This is a genomic window from Proteus penneri (assembly GCF_022369495.1).
In the GTDB taxonomy this organism is placed as follows: Bacteria; Pseudomonadota; Gammaproteobacteria; order Enterobacterales; family Enterobacteriaceae; genus Proteus; species Proteus penneri.
On sequence record NZ_CP059690.1, the window covers coordinates 801,363 to 820,564 of the forward strand.

The following is a 19,202-nucleotide window of genomic DNA, read 5'->3' on the forward strand; positions in this document are numbered from 1 at the left end:
GTGGATAGAGAACTAATTTCATTTTGCGTACATTCTCCAAAATTATTGCTTAATTTTGCTGGTTAACTAGATCGTCTCCTTCAAGTCAATATATCGAACTATGATTGTCATTTTTATCTATTTTTTATATTTATGAAGGTCAGGATGTTTAAGGTACTAATCTAAAAAAGCAATAAACAATTTTTAACGCCTTCTTACTTAAAATAAATATATGCTAAAGTTAATTATTAATATTTATTTCTATATATAAATAAAAATCATTTAATGATAATCAAATTAATATCTAATCCTATATATAAATAAAAAAATCATTTAATGATAATCAGATTAATATTGCTTATTAGGATAATTCTTAATAATTAATTATTAAGAATAATATAAATAATTGATTATTTAATGAATATATCAAAGCATTCTTTTTTTGAGTAATTGAAGTTTTATTAATATTTATTATAGTAATTAAATATTGATTGGTTAATAAAAAACTTATCAATGCGTTTTATATAATGATGATTAACTAGTATTTATTTATTACTAGCATTACTTCTTAAAATTAAGGTATATAAATATGAATGCATTAAAATCTAAATTAAGCTTAATTACTATGGCTCTAGTTTTGACTGGCGTATCTAGTCAATCAATGGCGGCTGAAAATGCGAAAGTAGACTTTACTGCGCGTTTAGTGACTGCAACTTGTGACATTAGTGCAAATACAGCGAAAGTAGATTTAGGTACTCATGCTATTGGCTCACTTACTACTGGTGATATTTCTACTCCTATCGCAGAAAAAGGATTTAACTTAGTGCTAAATAACTGCACTAAAGTATTCCCAGGAAGCGCTGGTGAAGAAGGTCAAGCTGTAGAAACTCCAGTAACAATAATTGCTACAGGTAACACTCTGGCTGGTCACAATGATTTATTCTCAAGTTCTACAGCTACACAGGTTGGTGTTAAATTAACATCAAACTATGAAGGTATGCTTAATACTGAATTAACACCAAATGAATCAGTGGCCGTACTGAATGCAAAAGAAGGTGAAACTGAGTTCGTTGTACCTGTAACTGCTGGGTTAATGACCACAGTAAAAGGTGACACACTGAAAGCACAAGATATTAATGTGCCTGTTACATTTAGTGTTGCATACGACTAATAAGAAAAACTTTGCTCTTTAGAGTAGGCATTAACTATATAAAATAATTAGGGGATAAACTAACTCATTAGTTATTCCCTATATTAAAAATTAAGGTATGACTATGTTCAAGTTTTCATCCATCTTCTTTAGCTTATTTTTAACTCTCTTTTTTGTTCAGCCTGTATTGGCTCAGGAAGGCGGGGTTGGTTTAAGTCAAACAAGGATTGTTATGGAAGAGGGTAAAAGCACAGCTATAAATATCCAAAATAGAAGTAGTAAGCCATATCTAGTCGCAAATTATATTACTAAGAAATATGACGAAAATAGACCAATGGAAGGTTTGTTTTTAATTACGCCTAATTTATTTAAAGCACAACCAAATAGTTATAATGCAGTAAAGATTCAGGTTGTTTCTAATAATAATTTTCAGAAAGACAGAGAATCTCTCTATTATTTTCATTCACGCAATATTCCTGAATCAAAAAATAATGAAGATGGTATGAATATTGGTTTAGAAAATGTAATTAAACTTTTTTATCGTCCAAAAGGTTTATCAATGTCACCAAGTATGGCTTTTTCAAAACCAAAGTTTACATTTAATGGTTCTCAGTTAGTAGTTGAGAATAATACACCATACCATATTAATCTCGCATCACTAACTATAAATAAAGTAGCTATAAAACTTAATAAAGAGAATAACATTCTTTACCCTTTTTCAACATCGACATTTTCAACAATTAAGCAAAAAGGTATGGTGAAATGGAGTGTATTTAATGATTTGGGAGGCCTAGATGAGTTTTCTCAGAAAATTAATTAGAACTTGTACAATTTTGATAGCTATCTTTTATTTTAATTTTACGATTGCTAACGGAACAATAAATTTTAAAACAACTGTTATAGCCGGAACTTGTGAGTTTGATAGTTCTAATGATTTAAATAAGTCAATTGACTTTAACAAATATTATATTGTCAGTGATGTTGAAAAAAAATCCATTATGGAATCTATTGATTCTAAAAGTTTTTCATATCTAATAAGATGTAAAGACTTTCCCGAAGGTAGTGAAAAAAATATAACGTTAACAGCTAAACCTGCTTCTGGTACAAATTTTGATAATGGTGTTTTTTTCGGCTCCAATGATAAAACTAATACTGGATTTAAATTAACTGTATGTGATGGTGAAAATTTAAACTGTCAGAAAGTAGATGTAGAGAATAAAACAATATTTACAACTAATTCTGATAGTTTAATTGGGATAAATTATAAAGTCAGTTTTGTGAAAAGAGCTGAAAATGTTACATCAGGTATATCCAATGCTGCTGTAATATTAGAATATATTCAGGAGTGAATATGAAATTAATTAAATTTAAAAAGAAAGTAATTATTTTATTTCTCACTCTATATCTATTCCCTTTAATAGCATCATCACAAGATTCTATTAAATATAATTTCTCTGTGCAATTTTTTAAAAATACATGTGATGTTGAAACACCTGAGAGTATTATTTTATCAAAAACACCTGATACAGGGATTGTGTCTTCAATAGATATCAAAAATGATTCAATTAATATTCCTTTTACTATAGGTTTACAAAAATGCACATCAAAAGATTTAAGTAATGTTAGCATATATATTTCTCAAGGAAACACATTAGCAGATACAACTAATTTTTTTAATAATAAAGCAGATGGTAATATTGGTGTTCAGATAAAGGACGTTGCTAATAATAGAGTATTCTCAGTCAATACTTCTAATTCTGCGGCACCTGATCCTAATTCTATTGTGTGGGATAATATAAAATCAGAAGCTGAAAAGAAACAATTAACAGCATCTCTTCGCTGTAAAACTGAAAATTGCGAACCAGATATTGGTTTATTTACAGCTTCTGTGACATTAAGTTACTATGTTAACTAAAAGATAAATAAAGTAGGAGATATGAAAAAAATATTATTAATAAAGTGTATAATCTATTTATTTATTTCTAGTTTTTCTTTATACACTATTGCGGGCGTTTCTTTAAAACAGACCCGTGTTATTTTTAAAGCAACAGATAAAAGTAAAAGTGTTGTTATTTATAATAATTCTCCTAATCTTTACTTAGCACAAAGCCAAATAAACTTGACACTGAATAATCAACAAATTGATAATAGTTTTATTATTATTCCGCCACTTGTTAGAGTCGAGCCTAATCTATCAAGTACAGTGAAAATTTTACCTCAGTCATTATCACATTTACCTAAGGATAAAGAGTCTGTTTTTTTTATAGCAATACAGTTAATACCAGAAAGTAAAAAAATAAATAGTCAAGAAAAGAGCGAAATAAATACAGAAATTACTGTTGTTACAAGATTTGTAATAAAATTATTTTATCGCCCTGAATCATTGCTTGAAAAGAGTAGTAGTGATTTTGCTGATAAACTATCCTTTTCATTAGTTAATAACAAACTGGTGATAAAAAACCCTAGTCCATATTTTATGTCACTATCTCAATTAAAATTAAATGGAGTTTTATATTCTTCACCTATCCCAGTAATGGTTCCGCCATTATCGGAAATAGCTTTAGATAATAATGAAAAAGTGAAAGATGTTAGTTGGCAAATTATTGATGATTTTGGTGGATATTCATCTGTTTATTCACAATCCTTAATTGAAAAAAACAATAGATAACATTATTATGAAAAAAACTAATATTCCCAAAAATATATTTAATATAAAGGTGTTGATTTTAACTTTTATGCTAATGTTCTTCTATAAAAGTACATTGGCTAGTGATATTCATTTAATGCAAAATAGCAATATCGATACAGGGATTAGTTTTTCTTTAAAAAATTATATTTATAATGAATCTAGTAATGGTGTAAGCATAGAATTATCTAATAATAATGATATCAATTACTTAATAGAAACTTCTATTTTTGAAAATGATAATCAAAAAAATAATCCTAATAATTTAGGTAATGAAGTTCCTTTTATTATCTTACCTCCTTTATACAAGTTAGCACCTAATTCAGCTTTTAGTTGGAGAATAAAACGTTCTAGTAATGAATATAAAAATCAAAAATTACCAGAAGACAGAGAAACTTTATTTTGGATTGCATTAAGAGCAATTCCAGAAGAAAAAGAAAGAAAAAATAGTGATGATAAAAAAGAAACATCTTTAGTAGTAACACCGACATTTTTTTTTAAATTAATTTATAGGCCTAAAAGTATTGAAGAACTCTCTGTAGAAAAAGTAGAGTCCGATAAAAAAATAGTTATAAAAAGAGAGGGTTCATCTATTTTATTAACTAATAACTCTCCTTTATATATCACTTTTTCTAAGGTTTTAGTAGGTGAAACACCTTTATATTTTGAAAAAGGAAGACCTATTTTTTTACCTCCATTTAGTCAGAAAAATTTAGTGATTCCACCTAATGTTTCTGGTGATATTTATTGGCAACTAAGTGATGAAAATATGCTTGATCTAAAACTTCATCGTTTAGAGAGTAACATTTAATAACAATTTAAGGAATGGCATAAGATTATGAAGTGTTTTAAATTGAATAATATAAAGGGATTTACAAATTTTATTTGTATTTTATACCTTACTATGCCATCTCTAGCTAAAGCTGATAATTACTTTGATCCTAATTTATTAATGCAAGGATCAGAAGATATTGATTTAAGTCAGTTTTATCAGGAAAATACACTTTCAGTAGGAACTTATAATTTAAACGTTAATGTTAATTTATCTCCTATGGGAGATTATGATATAAAGTTTGAAAAGAATGATCAGGGTAAAGTTATACCAACATTAACACCTAAATTATTACAACTATTTGGTGTTGATGTAGATAAAATAAAAGATTTAAAAGGGTTAGCTGATGATACTGTTATTTTTAATATAGAACAGTATATTCCTAATGCTAAATTAACTGAAGATATTAGTCAGTTAACGCTAAATATTTCAATCCCTCAAGTTTATATGAAAAGTTCTTTTGGTGGGGAAATTCCTCCTGAGCTATTAGATGATGGGGTTACTGCCTTATTATTTAACTATATGGCTAACTTTTCTAGGAATAAACAAACGTCTTCAGGTACATCAAATAGTTCTAATGTATATGTTAATTTAAATGGTGGGGCAAATATTGGTCCATGGCGTTTACGTACAACTTATAGTTATTCTAAAGACTCTGTAAAATCGGAAAATAATGTAAATTTTAAAAATACTTATTCCAAATTCTCTAATACCTATATTATGCGGGCAATCAATCATCTCGCATCAACTTTAAAAATGGGTGAAGTTAGTACGAGTGGTAATTTATTTGATAGTATTCCAATGAAAGGGATCTCTTTAGCAACTAATGTGTTAATGAGACCTAGTAGCATGCGCGGATTTGCGCCTGTTGTTTCGGGGGTTGCTAATTCTAATGCGACAGTTACTATTCGCCAAAATGGTAATATTATCTATCAAACATTTGTAGCTCCTGGTAATTTTAAAATTGAAGATATCCCAGCTAGTGGTAACTCTGGGGATTTAGAAATTACTATCGAAGAAGAAGATGGTTCTAAACGGGTTATGACACAACCTTATTCATCTTTACCATTGATGACTCGCGAAGGGCAGTTTGAGTATGAATTTGCTGCTGGTAAATATGATGGTTCAATACGAGAAAATTCTAAGAAAAGTAATTTCGTATTAGGAACTTTAGTTTATGGTTTACCAAAAAATATTACATTATATGGTGGTGCGTTACTCGCTAAAGATTATTCTTCTCTGGTCGTTGGTACTGGCTTCTCTTTAGGCTCATTTGGTGCTCTTTCTACTGATGTGACTTTATCTCGTGCGAAACTAGATAACACTTATACAGGTAAATCTTACCGCCTACGCTATTCGAAAAGTATGTTATCAACAGGAACATCTTTTGATTTAACAACATTACGATATTCAACATCAGATTATTACTCTTTTTCAGACTTTAACGGTTATGGTTATAATTTAAAAGATAATATAGCCCCTTGGTTAGGTTATAGACAGCGTTCAAGTTTTCAAACAACTATTTCTCAGTCTTTAGGCTACTATGGCTCTATTTATTTGAGGGGAGCAAGAACGAATTATTGGGGAAATGATAATAAAAATACAACATTAAGTGTTGGTTATAATACCAATATAAAAAATATCAATTTTAACGTGGATTACAGTATCGATCGGCTAAAAACAGCCAGTAATAATTGGCCAGAGAATCATCGACTAAACTTTACCATGAGTATGCCGTTCAGTGTATTATCCAATGCTGAAAGGTTTAGCTCTATGTCAGCAAATTATATGTTAACCACTGATAATAACCATAATACTTATCAACAAGTGGGTATCACAGGTGGGGCGCTAGACAATAAATTAGCTTATGGTGTTTATCAACAATATAATAATGTTAACTCAGATTATGGTGGCAGTCTCAACACTAATTATTCTGGTAATATTATTAATGCTGGACTAGGTTATAGTTACTCCCGAAATAATCAAAATATTAATGCTAATTTAAGTGGTGGGGTGGTTGCACACTCTAAAGGAGTAACATTATCACCATTATTAGGTTCAAATATTGCTGTAGTGAGTGCTGAAAACGCAAGAGGAGGCGAGTTAACTACTGGACAAAGCTTTGATTATTTCGATAACGCCGTTGTTACTCAACTTTCTGAATACAACCGAAATGTTATAGCCATAGATGTAAATACATTACCTGATGATGTTACTTTTACTAATACATCAATGAATGTATATCCAACAGCAGGTGCTGTGCTTGCCAAATCATTTAATACAAAGGTAGGCTACCAAGTTATTTTTAATTTGAGTAATTCCACTAAAAAAATTCCATTTGGGGCTGTGGCGACGCTTAATACTAAAGATGAATTAAATGAATTACCTAATAATGGGCTAGTTGATAATTCTCAAAATCTTTATATGAGTGGTCTACCTAATTCAGGTCAGATAGATATTGAGTGGGGTAAGAATAAAAATACTTGTAAATTTGTTTACTCCGGATTAGATAAAATGACTATAAATGATAATCCAATTAGAAATGTTAATGTCATTTGTGAATAAATTTATAACACAATAACGTTTTAATATACTTAATGAAATTGACTATTCTAATGCGGTGAGTTTTCGGTTTAATTTTAGGTATAGAGACTAAAATAATTAAGGGTGAATAATGTATGAAATGAAAGAAGAGCAGATAATATAAAAATAAGAGTAATATTGCTAATTATATTATAAATATAACTCTATTAAGGATGACTCAACCCTTAAATATTCAATTAAATTATCATTAACGTGGTAATAAATTTTAAAATGTAAAGCGGAAACTGTAAAATGAAATTTACTAAGATAAGCTTTTTTTTACTATTAATATCATTTTCTCAGATGACTTATGCACTTACTGTTCCTGATGGTAGTACGGGATATATTGGAGAATTTTATCCTACGCAGTCTTACCTAAGAGTGAAAGTTAGTAACGCTAACCGAGATCAAGGGACGACAGGCGTTAACAATACCAGAAGTTATTGTAATAAAGGTAATAATGCGGTAGGGAATTTTCTATTTCCGTTACCTGGAGGACAGGACGGTGAATATGGTCTGAGACTGTATAATAAAAATGCAAGTCCTGAGGAAAATAAAACAAATTATCTAGTTGCTGCGATTAATGGCACAATAGTAATTGAACATGTACCTAATGACCGTGGTACACCTCATTACGCTTATATTAATTTAAATCGAGGAAATGCGAGCTCAATTACAGGTGAAAAGAGCGATACTATTCTTACCAATGGTCCATTATGTTGGTATGGGTTTTATACGCGGTTCCAGAGTTCACAATTACGTATAAAATCTTATTCTATTTATGCTGTTGGCAATGTAAAACCAGGTATTTATGATTTTGTTGCCCCTTTATATTGGTCGGCAGCACAACCTAAGACAGGTGGTGATGGGTATATCGTAGATACGGTTCCTTTTTCATTTGATGATGGCCCTATTCATGTTTTAAAAAAGTGTAATGTGACACCGATGAGTTCAACTAATATACAGTTTGCACCTCAATTAGCTAAGCAATATAGCTCACCTAAATTACTTGATAAATATCTAGCTGGTATTATGGTGTCTTGCCCTAACAATGGAAGTCTCTATGTTTCATTAAAACCTTTTGGCGAATTAGTTGATTCAAGCAAGACAGGCATGAAGATGAAGCCAGATAATCCATTAAATGCTAACGAAGTAGCGCCTTACATTTCCGTTTCTGACGGTGAAAAATCGGTAACTGATGCCATTTGTAATAAAAATGATTCGAATGCTTTTGAATTTTATAATGGAAAACAGTTGGGTTCTTATAAAGATAGTTCTTTAATGAAATCATTATCATTTAATCTTTGTGCTCAAGGTAATGTCCCTGCCAATAATTATAAAGGGAGTATAGATGTTTCTATTCTGGTTGAATAAAGCACAATTTTAATTTATTTGTAGCCATCAATTAATATATTGGAGTACGGTTTATAATTCAGTTATTAGATGTTACTTCAATGAGTTAATATTGATTGATGGCTTTTTATGTAATGTTGATTTTTTAAGATGTCTGTGAAAGGTTTGTCATCTTTCGTAACTAGACGCTCTTTCAAGTAAATTATCTTTAACCATACTATTTAGTATTCTGCGAGTGGATTCGATAATACTTTTCTTATCACAAGAATCCATTCCTTTAAGCATATAAAATACGCCTGAAACATCAAAAAGAGAGGCGCCAATTTCACTTATTACCCATTCAAGATTACTAGGTTTAAATAATTATCTATTTTAGGGGAAGAATTTATACTCAGCAGTTTGAGTAACTTCCCCTATATTTTAAATAATTAATTAGATAGAAATAACTGATTATTATTTTTAATAATAGTTTTTTATACTTTTATTCTCAGAAACTAAATTATCATCAGCAAAGTCTTCTCTGGATATTCTTCCACTAAAAACATCATTCATTCTTTCTTTATCTAAGGCATTTTCCCATCGTGCGACAACAATGCAAGCACAGGCATTACCCACAATATTGGTTAAAGCGCGACACTCTGACATAAAGCGGTCGATGCCTAAGATAAGCGCCATACCAGCAACGGGAACACTAGGAACAACCGATAATGTTGCTGCTAAAGTAATAAAACCAGCCCCCGTGACACCTGCAGCACCTTTTGAACTGATCATGGCAACAAAGAGTAATGTAATCTGTTCTGTTAATGACAAATCTACGCCCGTTGCTTGTGCAATAAATAAGGCCGCCATGGTCATATAGATATTAGTGCCATCTAAATTAAAGGAGTAACCCGTTGGAATAACTAAGCCGACAACCGATTTTTTACAGCCTAAACTCTCCATTTTATTCATTAACGTGGGTAGCGCGGCTTCAGATGAAGAGGTACCTAATACTAACCATAACTCATCTTTAATGTATTTGATTAAAGAGAGAATGGAGAAGCCGTTATATTTAGCTACAGCGCCTAATACAACGAGAACAAAAAGTAATGCAGTAAGATAAAAAGTAATGACTAACAACATTAAATTGCCAATAGAAGAAATACCATATTTGCCTATTGTAAAAGCCATGGCACCAAAGGCACCAATAGGTGCTAACTTCATTAGCATACTAACCATCTTAAAGATAGGAGCACAAAGATGCTGTAAGAATTTTAATACAGGTTCACCTTGTGAGCCGATTGATGCTAATGCTAGACCAAAAATCACAGAAACAAACAATACTTGTAAGATATTGCCGTTAACTAAAGGGCTAACGATAGTGTCAGGGATGATATTCATTAAAAAATCAACAAGAGAAGAACTATGTGCTTGAGCGACATACATTTCTACTCGGCTACTATCTAATGATTCAGGAGAGATGTTTAAGCCATCACCAGGACGAATAATGTTGGCAGTGATTAATCCAATCACAAGTGCAATCGTAGAAAATGTTAGGAAGTAAATCATTGATTTACCAGCCACTTTTCCGACTGCTTTCATGTTATTCATACCTGCAATACCCGTTACTACAGTTAAGAAGATAACCGGTGCAATGATCATTTTTACAATTTTGATAAATCCATCACCTAGTGGTTTAAAGGATTCACCAACATCAGGGTAAAAATGCCCTAATAGAATACCGAAAATGATAGCAATAATAACTTGAATATATAACACACGATAAAGGGGGAGCTTGCGGGATGAAGTCTGCATAAAAATTCCCTGTAACTGAAAGATATTGACTAAATAAAAAAGAAATTATGATGTAAATTATTATTTACATTTATTTTGTTGTAACAGGTAACTTAAAGGTATGAGTAAATCAGGTCAATAAAATAAAGTTGATTTTATCAAATATTGTGCTCTTCATCTAAAAAATTAGATTTAATTTCAATTTATCGCTATTTTTGAAATTTATTTTTCTTATATCAATAGGTTAATGAATCTATGTTTTGTTTTGATTTATCATATTTATTTAATGGGTTGTGTATTTGATTTTATTTTTTGGTGAATAAAATGATTTAAATGTAAATAATTATGAAAAAGAGGATTTAAGGAAAGAATGTGTCGTCAATTATTTGTTTTTATTAAATTTATTTTAAATGGGAATTAACTAACGATAAATTCATTAATTTAAATAAAACGTTAACTAACAAACAAATAAGCCTTCAGAAAGAATAGTTATTATAATAACAATTACCCTTCGATTAGGGTAATTGTTAAAAATAGGTTAAATGTTTTTATTGTTGGTTTTCTTCATCTCGAATAAAAGAGATTAATTCAGGCTGTGCAATACGCTTATAATCTTGTGTATTAAGAATAATAGAACGCTCTAATGTACCTGCATTAAAAGCGAGTTCATCAAAACGTTCAAAAAGTAGAGGGTCGGCCACAAGCTTTAATGCAGGATGAAAACTAAAAGGCGGTATTGCGCCAAATACGCATTGAGTAAGATCATCCACTTCTTTAGGGCTTGCCAGTGATGCTCTTGTTCCACCAATTTGGTGAGCGAGTTTTGTTAGATCAGCTTGTTTGTCGGCGGGTAATATTGCAAGAACATGCTGTTTAATGCCATTACCTTTTATATGGCAAACAAGTCCTTTTGCTCCCTGTCCTAATTGTGTTCCTCTGATTTTTGCAACTTCTTCAGAACGACCTGCGGTAAGGTGTTCCATAATACGGTAAGTAGCGTGGTTTTTATCTAATAAAGCAGTAAGTTGCTCAAAAATAGTCAAAGACATCAATGACTCCTGAATCTAATTGATTATTTATTAGAGTCATTATACGACTTTAAAAAAAATATTCTGCTGTGATGTTTATAGTTGGTTTTGATTATTTTGATAAGCTTTTCAAATTATTTTATTACAAATAATAATATGTTAATAGTATTATCCTATTGAATTAATAGGGTAATTAGAATACCAATATTATATTTGTATACTATTATTATAAATAAATTGATATTTATTCATTATTTTGATGATGATCAATTTAAGAATAAAAAGAATAGAACATATTAAAACATAGATTTAATTACTAAAAAGGAAGTCAATAATGGCAGTTTCAACATTCTATATCCCTTCTGTAAATAAAATTGGTGCTGGTTGTCTTGCTGAAGCTGTAAGTTCAATGAAAGATTTTGGTTTTCATAAAGCCTTAATCGTTACTGATAGTATTTTAAATCAATTGGGTGTTGTCGATAAGGTCAGTAAATTATTGACTGAATCAGGCATTTCAAGTGTGACTTATGATGGCACAGCACCAAATCCTACTGTTGAAAACGTAGAAGCAGGTTTAGCGCTGCTGAAAGAACATCAATGTGACTGTGTGATTTCTTTAGGTGGTGGTTCTCCACATGACTGCGCTAAAGGTATCGCGTTAGTGGCTTCTAATGGTGGAAAAATTGCAGATTATGAAGGTGTTGACCGTTCTGAAAAGCCGCAATTACCACTAATTTCAATTAATACTACAGCAGGTACTGCGTCAGAAATGACACGTTTTTGTATCATCACAGATACGGTACGTCATATTAAAATGGCTATTGTTGATAAAAACGTTACACCACTTTTATCTGTAAATGATTCAGAATTAATGATAGGTATGCCAAAAGGTTTAACCGCTGCAACAGGTATGGATGCGTTAACTCATGCTGTAGAAGCATATGTTTCAATTGCTGCTAATCCAATCACTGATGCGTGTGCATTAAAAGCTGTCACTATGATCAGCGAATCTTTACGTAAAGTGGTTGATAATGGTGGTGATGCGGCAGCGCGTGAAAGCATGGCTTACGCTCAGTTCTTAGCTGGTATGGCATTTAATAATGCTTCTTTAGGTTATGTACATGCTATGGCTCACCAATTAGGTGGTTTCTATAACTTACCTCATGGTGTGTGTAATGCGGTTCTATTACCACATGTTCAAGCTTATAACATTCAAGCAGCAGCAGGTCGTTTAAAAGATATCGCACAAGCGATGGGTGTTGATGTTTCAGCAATGAGCGATGAGCAAGGTGCGAAGGCATGTATTGAAGAAATTCGTAAAATGGCTAAAGATGTTGGTATTCCATCAGGTCTGAAAGAGTTAGGTGTAAAAGAAGAAGACTTTAAAACATTAGCTGAAAATGCGCTGAAAGATGCTTGTGCAATTACTAACCCTGTTCAGGGTACTGAAAGTGATGTTATCGAGTTATTCCGCCAAGCAATGTAATACGCAGGAAATAAAAAGGTAATTAAGTCATTTTTTTGCTTTTTTTCAAAAATGAAGCCGATACTTTAGGAGTATCGGCTTTTTCATATTAATGTTAATTCATTTACTCTGATTTTTTATGGCGCTCTTGTAGACAACTTATTACATCAGAGAGTGATAATGATTGATCTTGTAATAGTACCATTAAGTGATAGAGCAAATCAGAGGCTTCGTTTCTTAACTCTTCTTTGTCATTAACTGTAGCGGCTAATGCAGTTTCTACACCTTCTTCTCCAACTTTTTGAGCTATTCGTTTTGTACCGCTGGCGTAAAGGCGGGCAGTGTACGAGCTATCTGGTGAGGCTTTTTTACGCTCACGTAATATATTTTCCAGCTCATAGAGAAATCCCCACTGGCTTTGTGCAGGAGCAAAGCAACTCTCAGTGCCATTATGGCAAGTTGGTCCAATCGGGTTAGCTAAAATAAGTAAAGTATCATTATCACAATCAGGATAAATATTGACTAACTTGAGAAAGTTGCCTGATGTTTCTCCTTTTGTCCATAAACGTTGCTTAGTGCGAGAATAGAAAGTGACATTTCCACTTTTTAGTGACACATCTAGCGCTTCTTTATTCATGTAGCCTAGCATTAATACATCACCTGAAATGGCATTTTGGATAATAACTGGCATGAGATTATCCACTTTTTCCCAATCTAATTGCGCTAATGTTTCACTATTCATTATATTCTTACCTTAACGTCATTTTCTGCAAGATATTGTTTTAGTTCGTTAATGTTAATAATTTGTTTGTGAAAAACAGACGCTGCAAGTGCGCCATCAACATTGGCTAATTTAAAGGCATCAAGAAAGTGTGACATTTCGCCAGCACCACCAGAGGCAATAAGAGGTACATCTGCAACTTGGCGCACTTGAGCTAATTGTTTCAAGTCATAGCCTTGTCTTACGCCATCTTGATTCATCATATTTAAAACAATTTCACCTGCGCCTAGCTTTTGAACTTCACGTATCCAATCAAGTGTTTTCCAGTGTGTTTGTTGAGTACGTTTTTCATCACCTGTGAATTGATAAACTAGGTATTCACCTGTTTTTTCATCAAACCAAGTATCAATACCTACGACAACACATTGCACACCGTAGCGTTCTGCCAAACGTGAAATCAATGTTGGATCAGAAAGCGCAGGCGAGTTAATCGAAATTTTATCAGCCCCAAAAGAGAGAATTTTTCCTGCATCTTCAACGGAACGAATGCCACCAGCAACACAAAATGGTATATCAATGACTTCAGCTACGCGTGACACCCAGCTTTTATCAACAACTCGACCATCAGAAGAGGCGGTAATATCATAAAATACCAGTTCATCAGCGCCTTCTTTAGCATAGCGTTCAGCAAGAGGGACAATATCACCAATAATTTCATGATTACGAAATTGAACACCTTTAACAACTTGCCCATCTCGGACATCAAGACAAGGAATTATGCGTTTTGCCAACATGATATTGCCTCTTTTAATGTAAACTTGCCTTCTAATAATGCTCTACCAACAATAATACCGGCAACACCGGATGCTGGAAGATCTGCGATATCTTGTAAATCACCAATACCGCCTGAAGCTTGGAATAAAATATCAGGAAAACGTTGGCTAATTTCTTTATACAGTTCGACGTTAGAGCCCGCCAATGTGCCATCTCGAGAAATGTCGGTACATAACACATGCTTTAAACCCACACTTTGATAAAGCTCGATGATCTCTTCAAGCGTATAGGGTGAGTTTTCTTGCCAACCACTGACTGCCACCCACTTTTTGCCTTGTTTATCAATGCGAACATCGAGGGCTAATACAATGGCTTCCGCACCATAGCGCTCGAACCATGTTTTTACCATTTCGGGCTGACTGATTGCGGTAGAGCCAATAACAACACGGCTTGCCCCTGCATCAAGTAGTGATTTCACATCATCTTCAGTGCGAATACCACCACCCACTTGTACAGGCACATTGACACAAGTAACAAGTTCTTTTAACAGTGGAATTTGGCGGGCAGAGGGATTTTTTGCTCCCGTTAAATCCACTAAGTGAAGTAATTTTGCACCCTCTTTTTCATATTGTTGGTAGCGTATCAGCGGATTATCATCATAATCGCGCTGTTTGGCATAATCACCCTGATGAAGACGAACGACTTTCCCTTCAATTAAATCTAATGCTGGAATAATCATAACGGGTTACATCTCCAAAAAATTCTTGATAAGTTGAGCACCTGCTTTCCCTGAACGCTCTGGGTGAAATTGCACGCCATAAAAATTATCTTTTTGAATTGCGCTACTAAAACGAGTGCCGTATTCAGTTTCTGCAATCGTCGATTCATTGAGTGCTAAAGCGTAGCTATGAACAAAATAGAACCAAGCATCGTCACCAAGCTCACGAAACAGAGGATGTCCAGGTTTTGCTAATACTTGGTTCCAACCCATGTGAGGTAGTGGTAATCCTGCCGTATCAAGCTTATCTATGGTGCCATCAACTAAACCTAATAAAGGAATATCTTTGCCTTCTTCGCTTAGTGAAGCCAATATTTGCATGCCTAAACAAATACCTAAAACAGGTTGTGTTAATGCTTTAATTAAAGGAATTAGCTCACGTGCTTTGAGTTGTTCCATTGCTGCTTTAGCCGTTCCGACTCCGGGTAAAAAGAGCTTATCCGCAGATAACACAACGTTTTTTTCATAGGAAACAATGGGATCATAACCAAGTCGCTTAACGGCGTAAGTGACAGAGGCTAAATTGGCACAACCTGTATCAAGAATAACCACTTTCATCACAGAACACCTTTTGAGCTTGGTAAAGTATTGCCTTCAACACGAATGGCTTGGCGCAATGTACGACCAAAGACTTTAAATAAGCTTTCAGCTTTGTGGTGATCGTTTTTGCCTTTTGATTTCAGGTGTAATGTACAACCCATGGTGTAAGAGAGTGAACGGAAAAAGTGTTCGATCATCTCTGTACTTAAATCACCGACACGTTGATATTTAAATTCGGCTTTGTATTCAAGGTGTGGACGACCTGAAATATCTAATGCACAGCTTGCAAGGCACTCATCCATTGGTAATGTAAAGCCAAAGCGAGCAATACCTCGTTTATCACCTAATGCTTCGCGTAAGGCTTCACCTAAAGCAAGACCGGTATCTTCCACAGTATGGTGATCATCGATCACTAAATCACCTTTCACATTAATATTCATACGAAAGCCACCGTGTGTGGCAATTTGATCAAGCATGTGATCAAAGAAACCAACACCTGTGCTGATCTGACTATTGCCTTCACGATCAAGCCAAATATCGATCACGATTTGTGTTTCTTTTGTTTTTCGTTCAACGTGGGCATAGCGATCTTTTTTAGTTAGTTGCTCTGTAATAACAGCCCAATTGAGTTTATCTGTATTATAAAGCAGGCCTTTGATGCCCATATTTTCAGCTAGTTGAATATCAGTTTGTCTATCACCAATGACATAGCTGTTATCTTTATCGAGTGCGCCATCAACTAAATACTGGGTGACAAGTCCTGTTTCTGGTTTGCGACAAGGGCAGTTATCTTCAGGTTTATGAGGGCAAATTAAAACGTCATCAAATGAGATCCCTTGAGAAGAAAAAACTTGCATCATTAAATTATGAGGAGGATCAAAATCTGCTTGAGGAAAGCTTTCTGTGCCTAATCCATCTTGATTTGTGATCATAATGAGTTTATAACCCGCTTTTTGTAGCGCAGTCAGTGCGGGGATCACGCCATTTTCAAAGGCAAGCTTATCAAGTCTATCTACTTGGTAATCAGTTGGGGGTTCTGTGATTAAAGTACCATCACGGTCGATAAAAAGAATTTTTTGGCTCATGGTTGAGATCCTTCAGTTGCGATTTTTTGTTGTTATCGTTTTTAATGTTTTATACGTTTGCAGTTTGAATATTTTTTATGGCATTAATCACGCTATCACATTCTTCTGCTGTACCGATAGAAATACGCAAACAGCCATTAAGCCCATATTGACGTTGTTGATCGCGTAAAATAATCCCTTGTTCCCATAAAGTTCGGAAAACTAGGGTAGCATCAGTGAATTTCACTAAAATGTAGTTGGTTTCACTGTTATAAACCTGTTCAACATTAGGCAATTTTTTTAACGTTTCAGATAAAATGGCTCTGTTACGCGAAATTTCTGCCACTCGTTTTTTCATTATCTCAATACTTGCTTCTGTTAATGCCTGCGCAGCGATATCTGCAACAGGTGTTGAAAGCGGGTATGGCGCGATCACCTTTAGTAATAATTCAATGACAGGTGGATTAGCAAGCGTAAAGCCACAACGCAGCCCTGCTAAAGCAAAAGCTTTCGATAAGGTTCGCAAAATAACTAAATTCGGATAATCTTCAAGCCATGAAACAACCGAGGCTTGTGGGCAAAATTCAATATAAGCTTCATCTATCGCAACAATGGCTTTGTCTTTAGCCAATGCCAATACATCACGAATAAGCGAAGGATCAATAATGTTTCCTGTTGGATTATTTGGGCTACATAGATAGATAAGTTTGACATTATCAAGTTGTGATGCGATGGCTTTGACATCAGGGCTCCAATCAGCAAGAGCAGGGACAACACGCTGTTCTACACCGAAAGTTTCAGCACTAACGCTATACATGCCATATGTCGGTGGACAATAGAGCATTGCGTCTTTACTCGGCTCACAAAAAGCACGAATAAGGAGCTCAATAGCTTCATCTGCGCCACGGCTAACTAAAACTTGATTAGTATTTACACCGGCATATTTTGCATAACGGCTAATAACGTTAACAGGTTGACATTCAGGGTAACGGTTTAAGTTTTTTTCATTAAAAGTAAAATCAGGAGCGATAGGGTATTCATTTGCATTTAACCAAACAGAACCATTTCCGCCTAAACGTCGAGCAGATTGATAAGGCGTCAGTTCGCGTACATTTTTTCTGGCAAGTGTGGTGATATCAAATTCAGTTTTCATCGTTATTTTTCCCCTGAGCCAAAGCATTAACACGAAGTGTGACCGCATTTTTGTGAGCGGTTAATTGTTCAGCTTGTGCTAATATTTCAATCGTTTCTGCTAAATCGGATAAACCTTTTGCTGTCAGTTTTTGTACCGTCATTCGCTTCATAAAGTCAGCTAAACCTAAACTGGAGTAGGTTGATGTATAACCATAAGTTGGTAGAACGTGATTCGTGCCAGAAGCATAGTCTCCTGCAGATTCAGGCGACCAAGCACCAAGAAAAACAGATCCGGCGCTGGTAATGCTATCAACACGAGTATCAGCATCATTGGTTTGAATAATTAAGTGCTCAGGACCATAGCTATTACTGATTTCAATACACTGATCGAGATCGCGAGTAATAATGACTCGACTTTCAGCTAACGCTTGTTTGGCAATTTTAGCTCGGCTTAATTGAGTAAGTTGTGTTTCCGTTTCAGCGATAACCGCTTTTGCTAAGGTTTCATCGGGTGTTAATAACACGACTTGTGAATCAGGGCCATGCTCTGCTTGCGACAGTAAATCAGCAGCAATAAATGCAGGATTTGCATCCGCGTCAGCAATCACTAAAACTTCAGAAGGGCCTGCTGGCATATCGATTGCTGCACCTTGTAGCGATTGGCTGACTTGACGTTTGGCCTCCGTTACATACGCATTACCGGGGCCAAAAATTTTATCTACTTTAGGGATAGATTCTGTACCAAACGCCATGGCTGCAATCGCCTGCGCGCCTCCTACTTGGAAAATTTCATCAATACCAATTTGTTGAGCAATATATAAAATTTCATCAGCAATAGGAGGGGGAGAGCAAAGAATAACTTTGCGACAACCTGCAATACGCGCTGGGATACCTAACATCATGACGGTTGAAAGCAATGGCGCTGAACCTCCGGGAATATAAAGTCCTACTGCATCAATTGCTCTGCTTACTTGCTGACAAAATACACCGGGCTGAGTTTCTACGTTGATAGTGTTAGGAATTTGCGCCTCATGAAAGCGACGAATATTATTCATCGCCTGTGCTATTGCCTGTTTTATTTTGTTATCAAGTCGTGATGAGGCTTCATCGATTTGCGATTTTGACACCAAAACACTTTCCGGCGCGGCCTTATCGAATTTTTGGCTAAGCGTTTTAAGCGCTTTATCTCCCTCATTGCGTACCTGTGAAATGATGCTAGCAACTTGTTCTGTAATTGAACCTGATGCAGAAATAGCAGGGCGAGTTAATAGCTGTTGTTGCTGTTCTCTCGTGCATTTATTCCAGTAAATTAATGTACTAAAACCTGTTTTCATCATTTCAC

Annotated in this window: 18 protein-coding genes; 9 read left to right on the forward strand and 9 right to left on the reverse strand. The window is 34.1% G+C overall.

Annotated elements, in window-relative coordinates:
• Positions 1-568: 568 nt before the first annotated feature.
• The 8 genes from H1225_RS03500 (at position 569) to H1225_RS03535 (ending at position 8,604) form a co-directional block, all read left to right on the forward strand.
• Positions 569-1,150 (forward strand): fimbrial protein, encoded by a 582-nt coding sequence (locus H1225_RS03500; protein ID WP_006537524.1) that lies wholly within the window; start codon positions 569-571, stop codon positions 1,148-1,150.
• 103 nt (positions 1,151-1,253) lie between these two features.
• Positions 1,254-1,949: a fimbrial biogenesis chaperone gene (locus H1225_RS03505; RefSeq protein WP_161669158.1), complete on the forward strand. Its 696-nt coding sequence runs from the start codon at positions 1,254-1,256 to the stop codon at positions 1,947-1,949.
• A complete protein-coding gene (locus H1225_RS03510) occupies positions 1,924-2,478 on the forward strand; it encodes a fimbrial protein (protein WP_115065196.1) in 555 nt (184 codons plus the stop codon). The genes H1225_RS03505 and H1225_RS03510 overlap by 26 nt, the downstream gene beginning before the upstream one ends.
• A 2-nt stretch (positions 2,479-2,480) precedes the next feature.
• Positions 2,481-3,044, forward strand: coding sequence for a fimbrial protein (locus tag H1225_RS03515; RefSeq protein ID WP_109847500.1), 564 nt, complete (start codon positions 2,481-2,483; stop codon positions 3,042-3,044).
• Between the two features lie 21 nt (positions 3,045-3,065).
• Positions 3,066-3,797 (forward strand): fimbrial biogenesis chaperone, encoded by a 732-nt coding sequence (locus H1225_RS03520; protein WP_109847501.1) that lies wholly within the window; start codon positions 3,066-3,068, stop codon positions 3,795-3,797.
• A 7-nt stretch (positions 3,798-3,804) separates the two neighbouring features.
• Positions 3,805-4,626: a fimbrial biogenesis chaperone gene (locus H1225_RS03525; protein ID WP_147280383.1), complete on the forward strand. Its 822-nt coding sequence runs from the start codon at positions 3,805-3,807 to the stop codon at positions 4,624-4,626.
• A 42-nt stretch (positions 4,627-4,668) separates the two neighbouring features.
• Complete coding sequence (locus tag H1225_RS03530; RefSeq protein ID WP_239739454.1) at positions 4,669-7,212, forward strand: fimbria/pilus outer membrane usher protein; 2,544 nt, start codon at positions 4,669-4,671, stop codon at positions 7,210-7,212.
• A 321-nt stretch (positions 7,213-7,533) separates the two neighbouring features.
• Entirely contained in the window at positions 7,534-8,604 is a 1,071-nt protein-coding gene (locus tag H1225_RS03535) for a hypothetical protein (RefSeq protein WP_229096557.1), read from the forward strand.
• Between the two features lie 438 nt (positions 8,605-9,042).
• Here H1225_RS03535 and H1225_RS03540 read toward each other — a convergent pair whose 3' ends face one another.
• Together H1225_RS03540 and H1225_RS03545 are read right to left on the reverse strand one after the other, a co-directional pair.
• On the reverse strand, positions 9,043-10,377 hold the full coding sequence (locus H1225_RS03540; RefSeq protein ID WP_072062845.1) for a dicarboxylate/amino acid:cation symporter: 1,335 nt from the start codon (positions 10,375-10,377) through the stop codon (positions 9,043-9,045).
• Between the two features lie 527 nt (positions 10,378-10,904).
• Positions 10,905-11,405 (reverse strand): YbaK/prolyl-tRNA synthetase associated domain-containing protein, encoded by a 501-nt coding sequence (locus H1225_RS03545; protein WP_109400803.1) that lies wholly within the window; start codon positions 11,403-11,405, stop codon positions 10,905-10,907.
• A gap of 313 nt (positions 11,406-11,718) precedes the next feature.
• Here H1225_RS03545 and yiaY point away from each other — a divergent pair, with 313 nt between their 5' ends.
• Positions 11,719-12,870: an L-threonine dehydrogenase gene (gene yiaY, locus H1225_RS03550; protein ID WP_115065198.1), complete on the forward strand. Its 1,152-nt coding sequence runs from the start codon at positions 11,719-11,721 to the stop codon at positions 12,868-12,870.
• A 103-nt stretch (positions 12,871-12,973) separates the two neighbouring features.
• On the opposite strand, the gene hisIE is transcribed toward yiaY, so the two are convergent.
• Genes hisIE through hisD form a run of 7 tightly spaced genes read right to left on the reverse strand, consistent with a single transcriptional unit; the run spans position 12,974 to position 19,197 of the window.
• Positions 12,974-13,591 carry a bifunctional phosphoribosyl-AMP cyclohydrolase/phosphoribosyl-ATP diphosphatase HisIE gene (gene hisIE, locus H1225_RS03555; RefSeq protein ID WP_161669155.1) on the reverse strand — a complete coding sequence of 206 codons (618 nt, stop codon included), beginning with the start codon at positions 13,589-13,591 and terminating at the stop codon, positions 12,974-12,976.
• Positions 13,591-14,364 (reverse strand): imidazole glycerol phosphate synthase subunit HisF, encoded by a 774-nt coding sequence (gene hisF, locus H1225_RS03560; protein ID WP_006537505.1) that lies wholly within the window; start codon positions 14,362-14,364, stop codon positions 13,591-13,593. Before hisF ends, hisIE begins: the two co-directional genes overlap by 1 nt.
• Positions 14,346-15,083 carry a 1-(5-phosphoribosyl)-5-[(5-phosphoribosylamino)methylideneamino]imidazole-4-carboxamide isomerase gene (gene hisA, locus H1225_RS03565; protein ID WP_109847505.1) on the reverse strand — a complete coding sequence of 246 codons (738 nt, stop codon included), beginning with the start codon at positions 15,081-15,083 and terminating at the stop codon, positions 14,346-14,348. Before hisA ends, hisF begins: the two co-directional genes overlap by 19 nt.
• Before the next feature lie 6 nt (positions 15,084-15,089).
• Positions 15,090-15,680: an imidazole glycerol phosphate synthase subunit HisH gene (gene hisH / locus H1225_RS03570; protein ID WP_006537503.1), complete on the reverse strand. Its 591-nt coding sequence runs from the start codon at positions 15,678-15,680 to the stop codon at positions 15,090-15,092.
• On the reverse strand, positions 15,680-16,747 hold the full coding sequence (gene hisB, locus H1225_RS03575) for a bifunctional histidinol-phosphatase/imidazoleglycerol-phosphate dehydratase HisB (RefSeq protein WP_072062838.1): 1,068 nt from the start codon (positions 16,745-16,747) through the stop codon (positions 15,680-15,682). Before hisB ends, hisH begins: the two co-directional genes overlap by 1 nt.
• 49 nt (positions 16,748-16,796) lie before the next feature.
• Positions 16,797-17,879 carry a histidinol-phosphate transaminase gene (gene hisC / locus H1225_RS03580; RefSeq protein ID WP_006537501.1) on the reverse strand — a complete coding sequence of 361 codons (1,083 nt, stop codon included), beginning with the start codon at positions 17,877-17,879 and terminating at the stop codon, positions 16,797-16,799.
• Positions 17,869-19,197 carry a histidinol dehydrogenase gene (gene hisD / locus H1225_RS03585; protein WP_239739457.1) on the reverse strand — a complete coding sequence of 443 codons (1,329 nt, stop codon included), beginning with the start codon at positions 19,195-19,197 and terminating at the stop codon, positions 17,869-17,871. The genes hisC and hisD overlap by 11 nt, the downstream gene beginning before the upstream one ends.
• Positions 19,198-19,202: the final 5 nt, after the last annotated feature.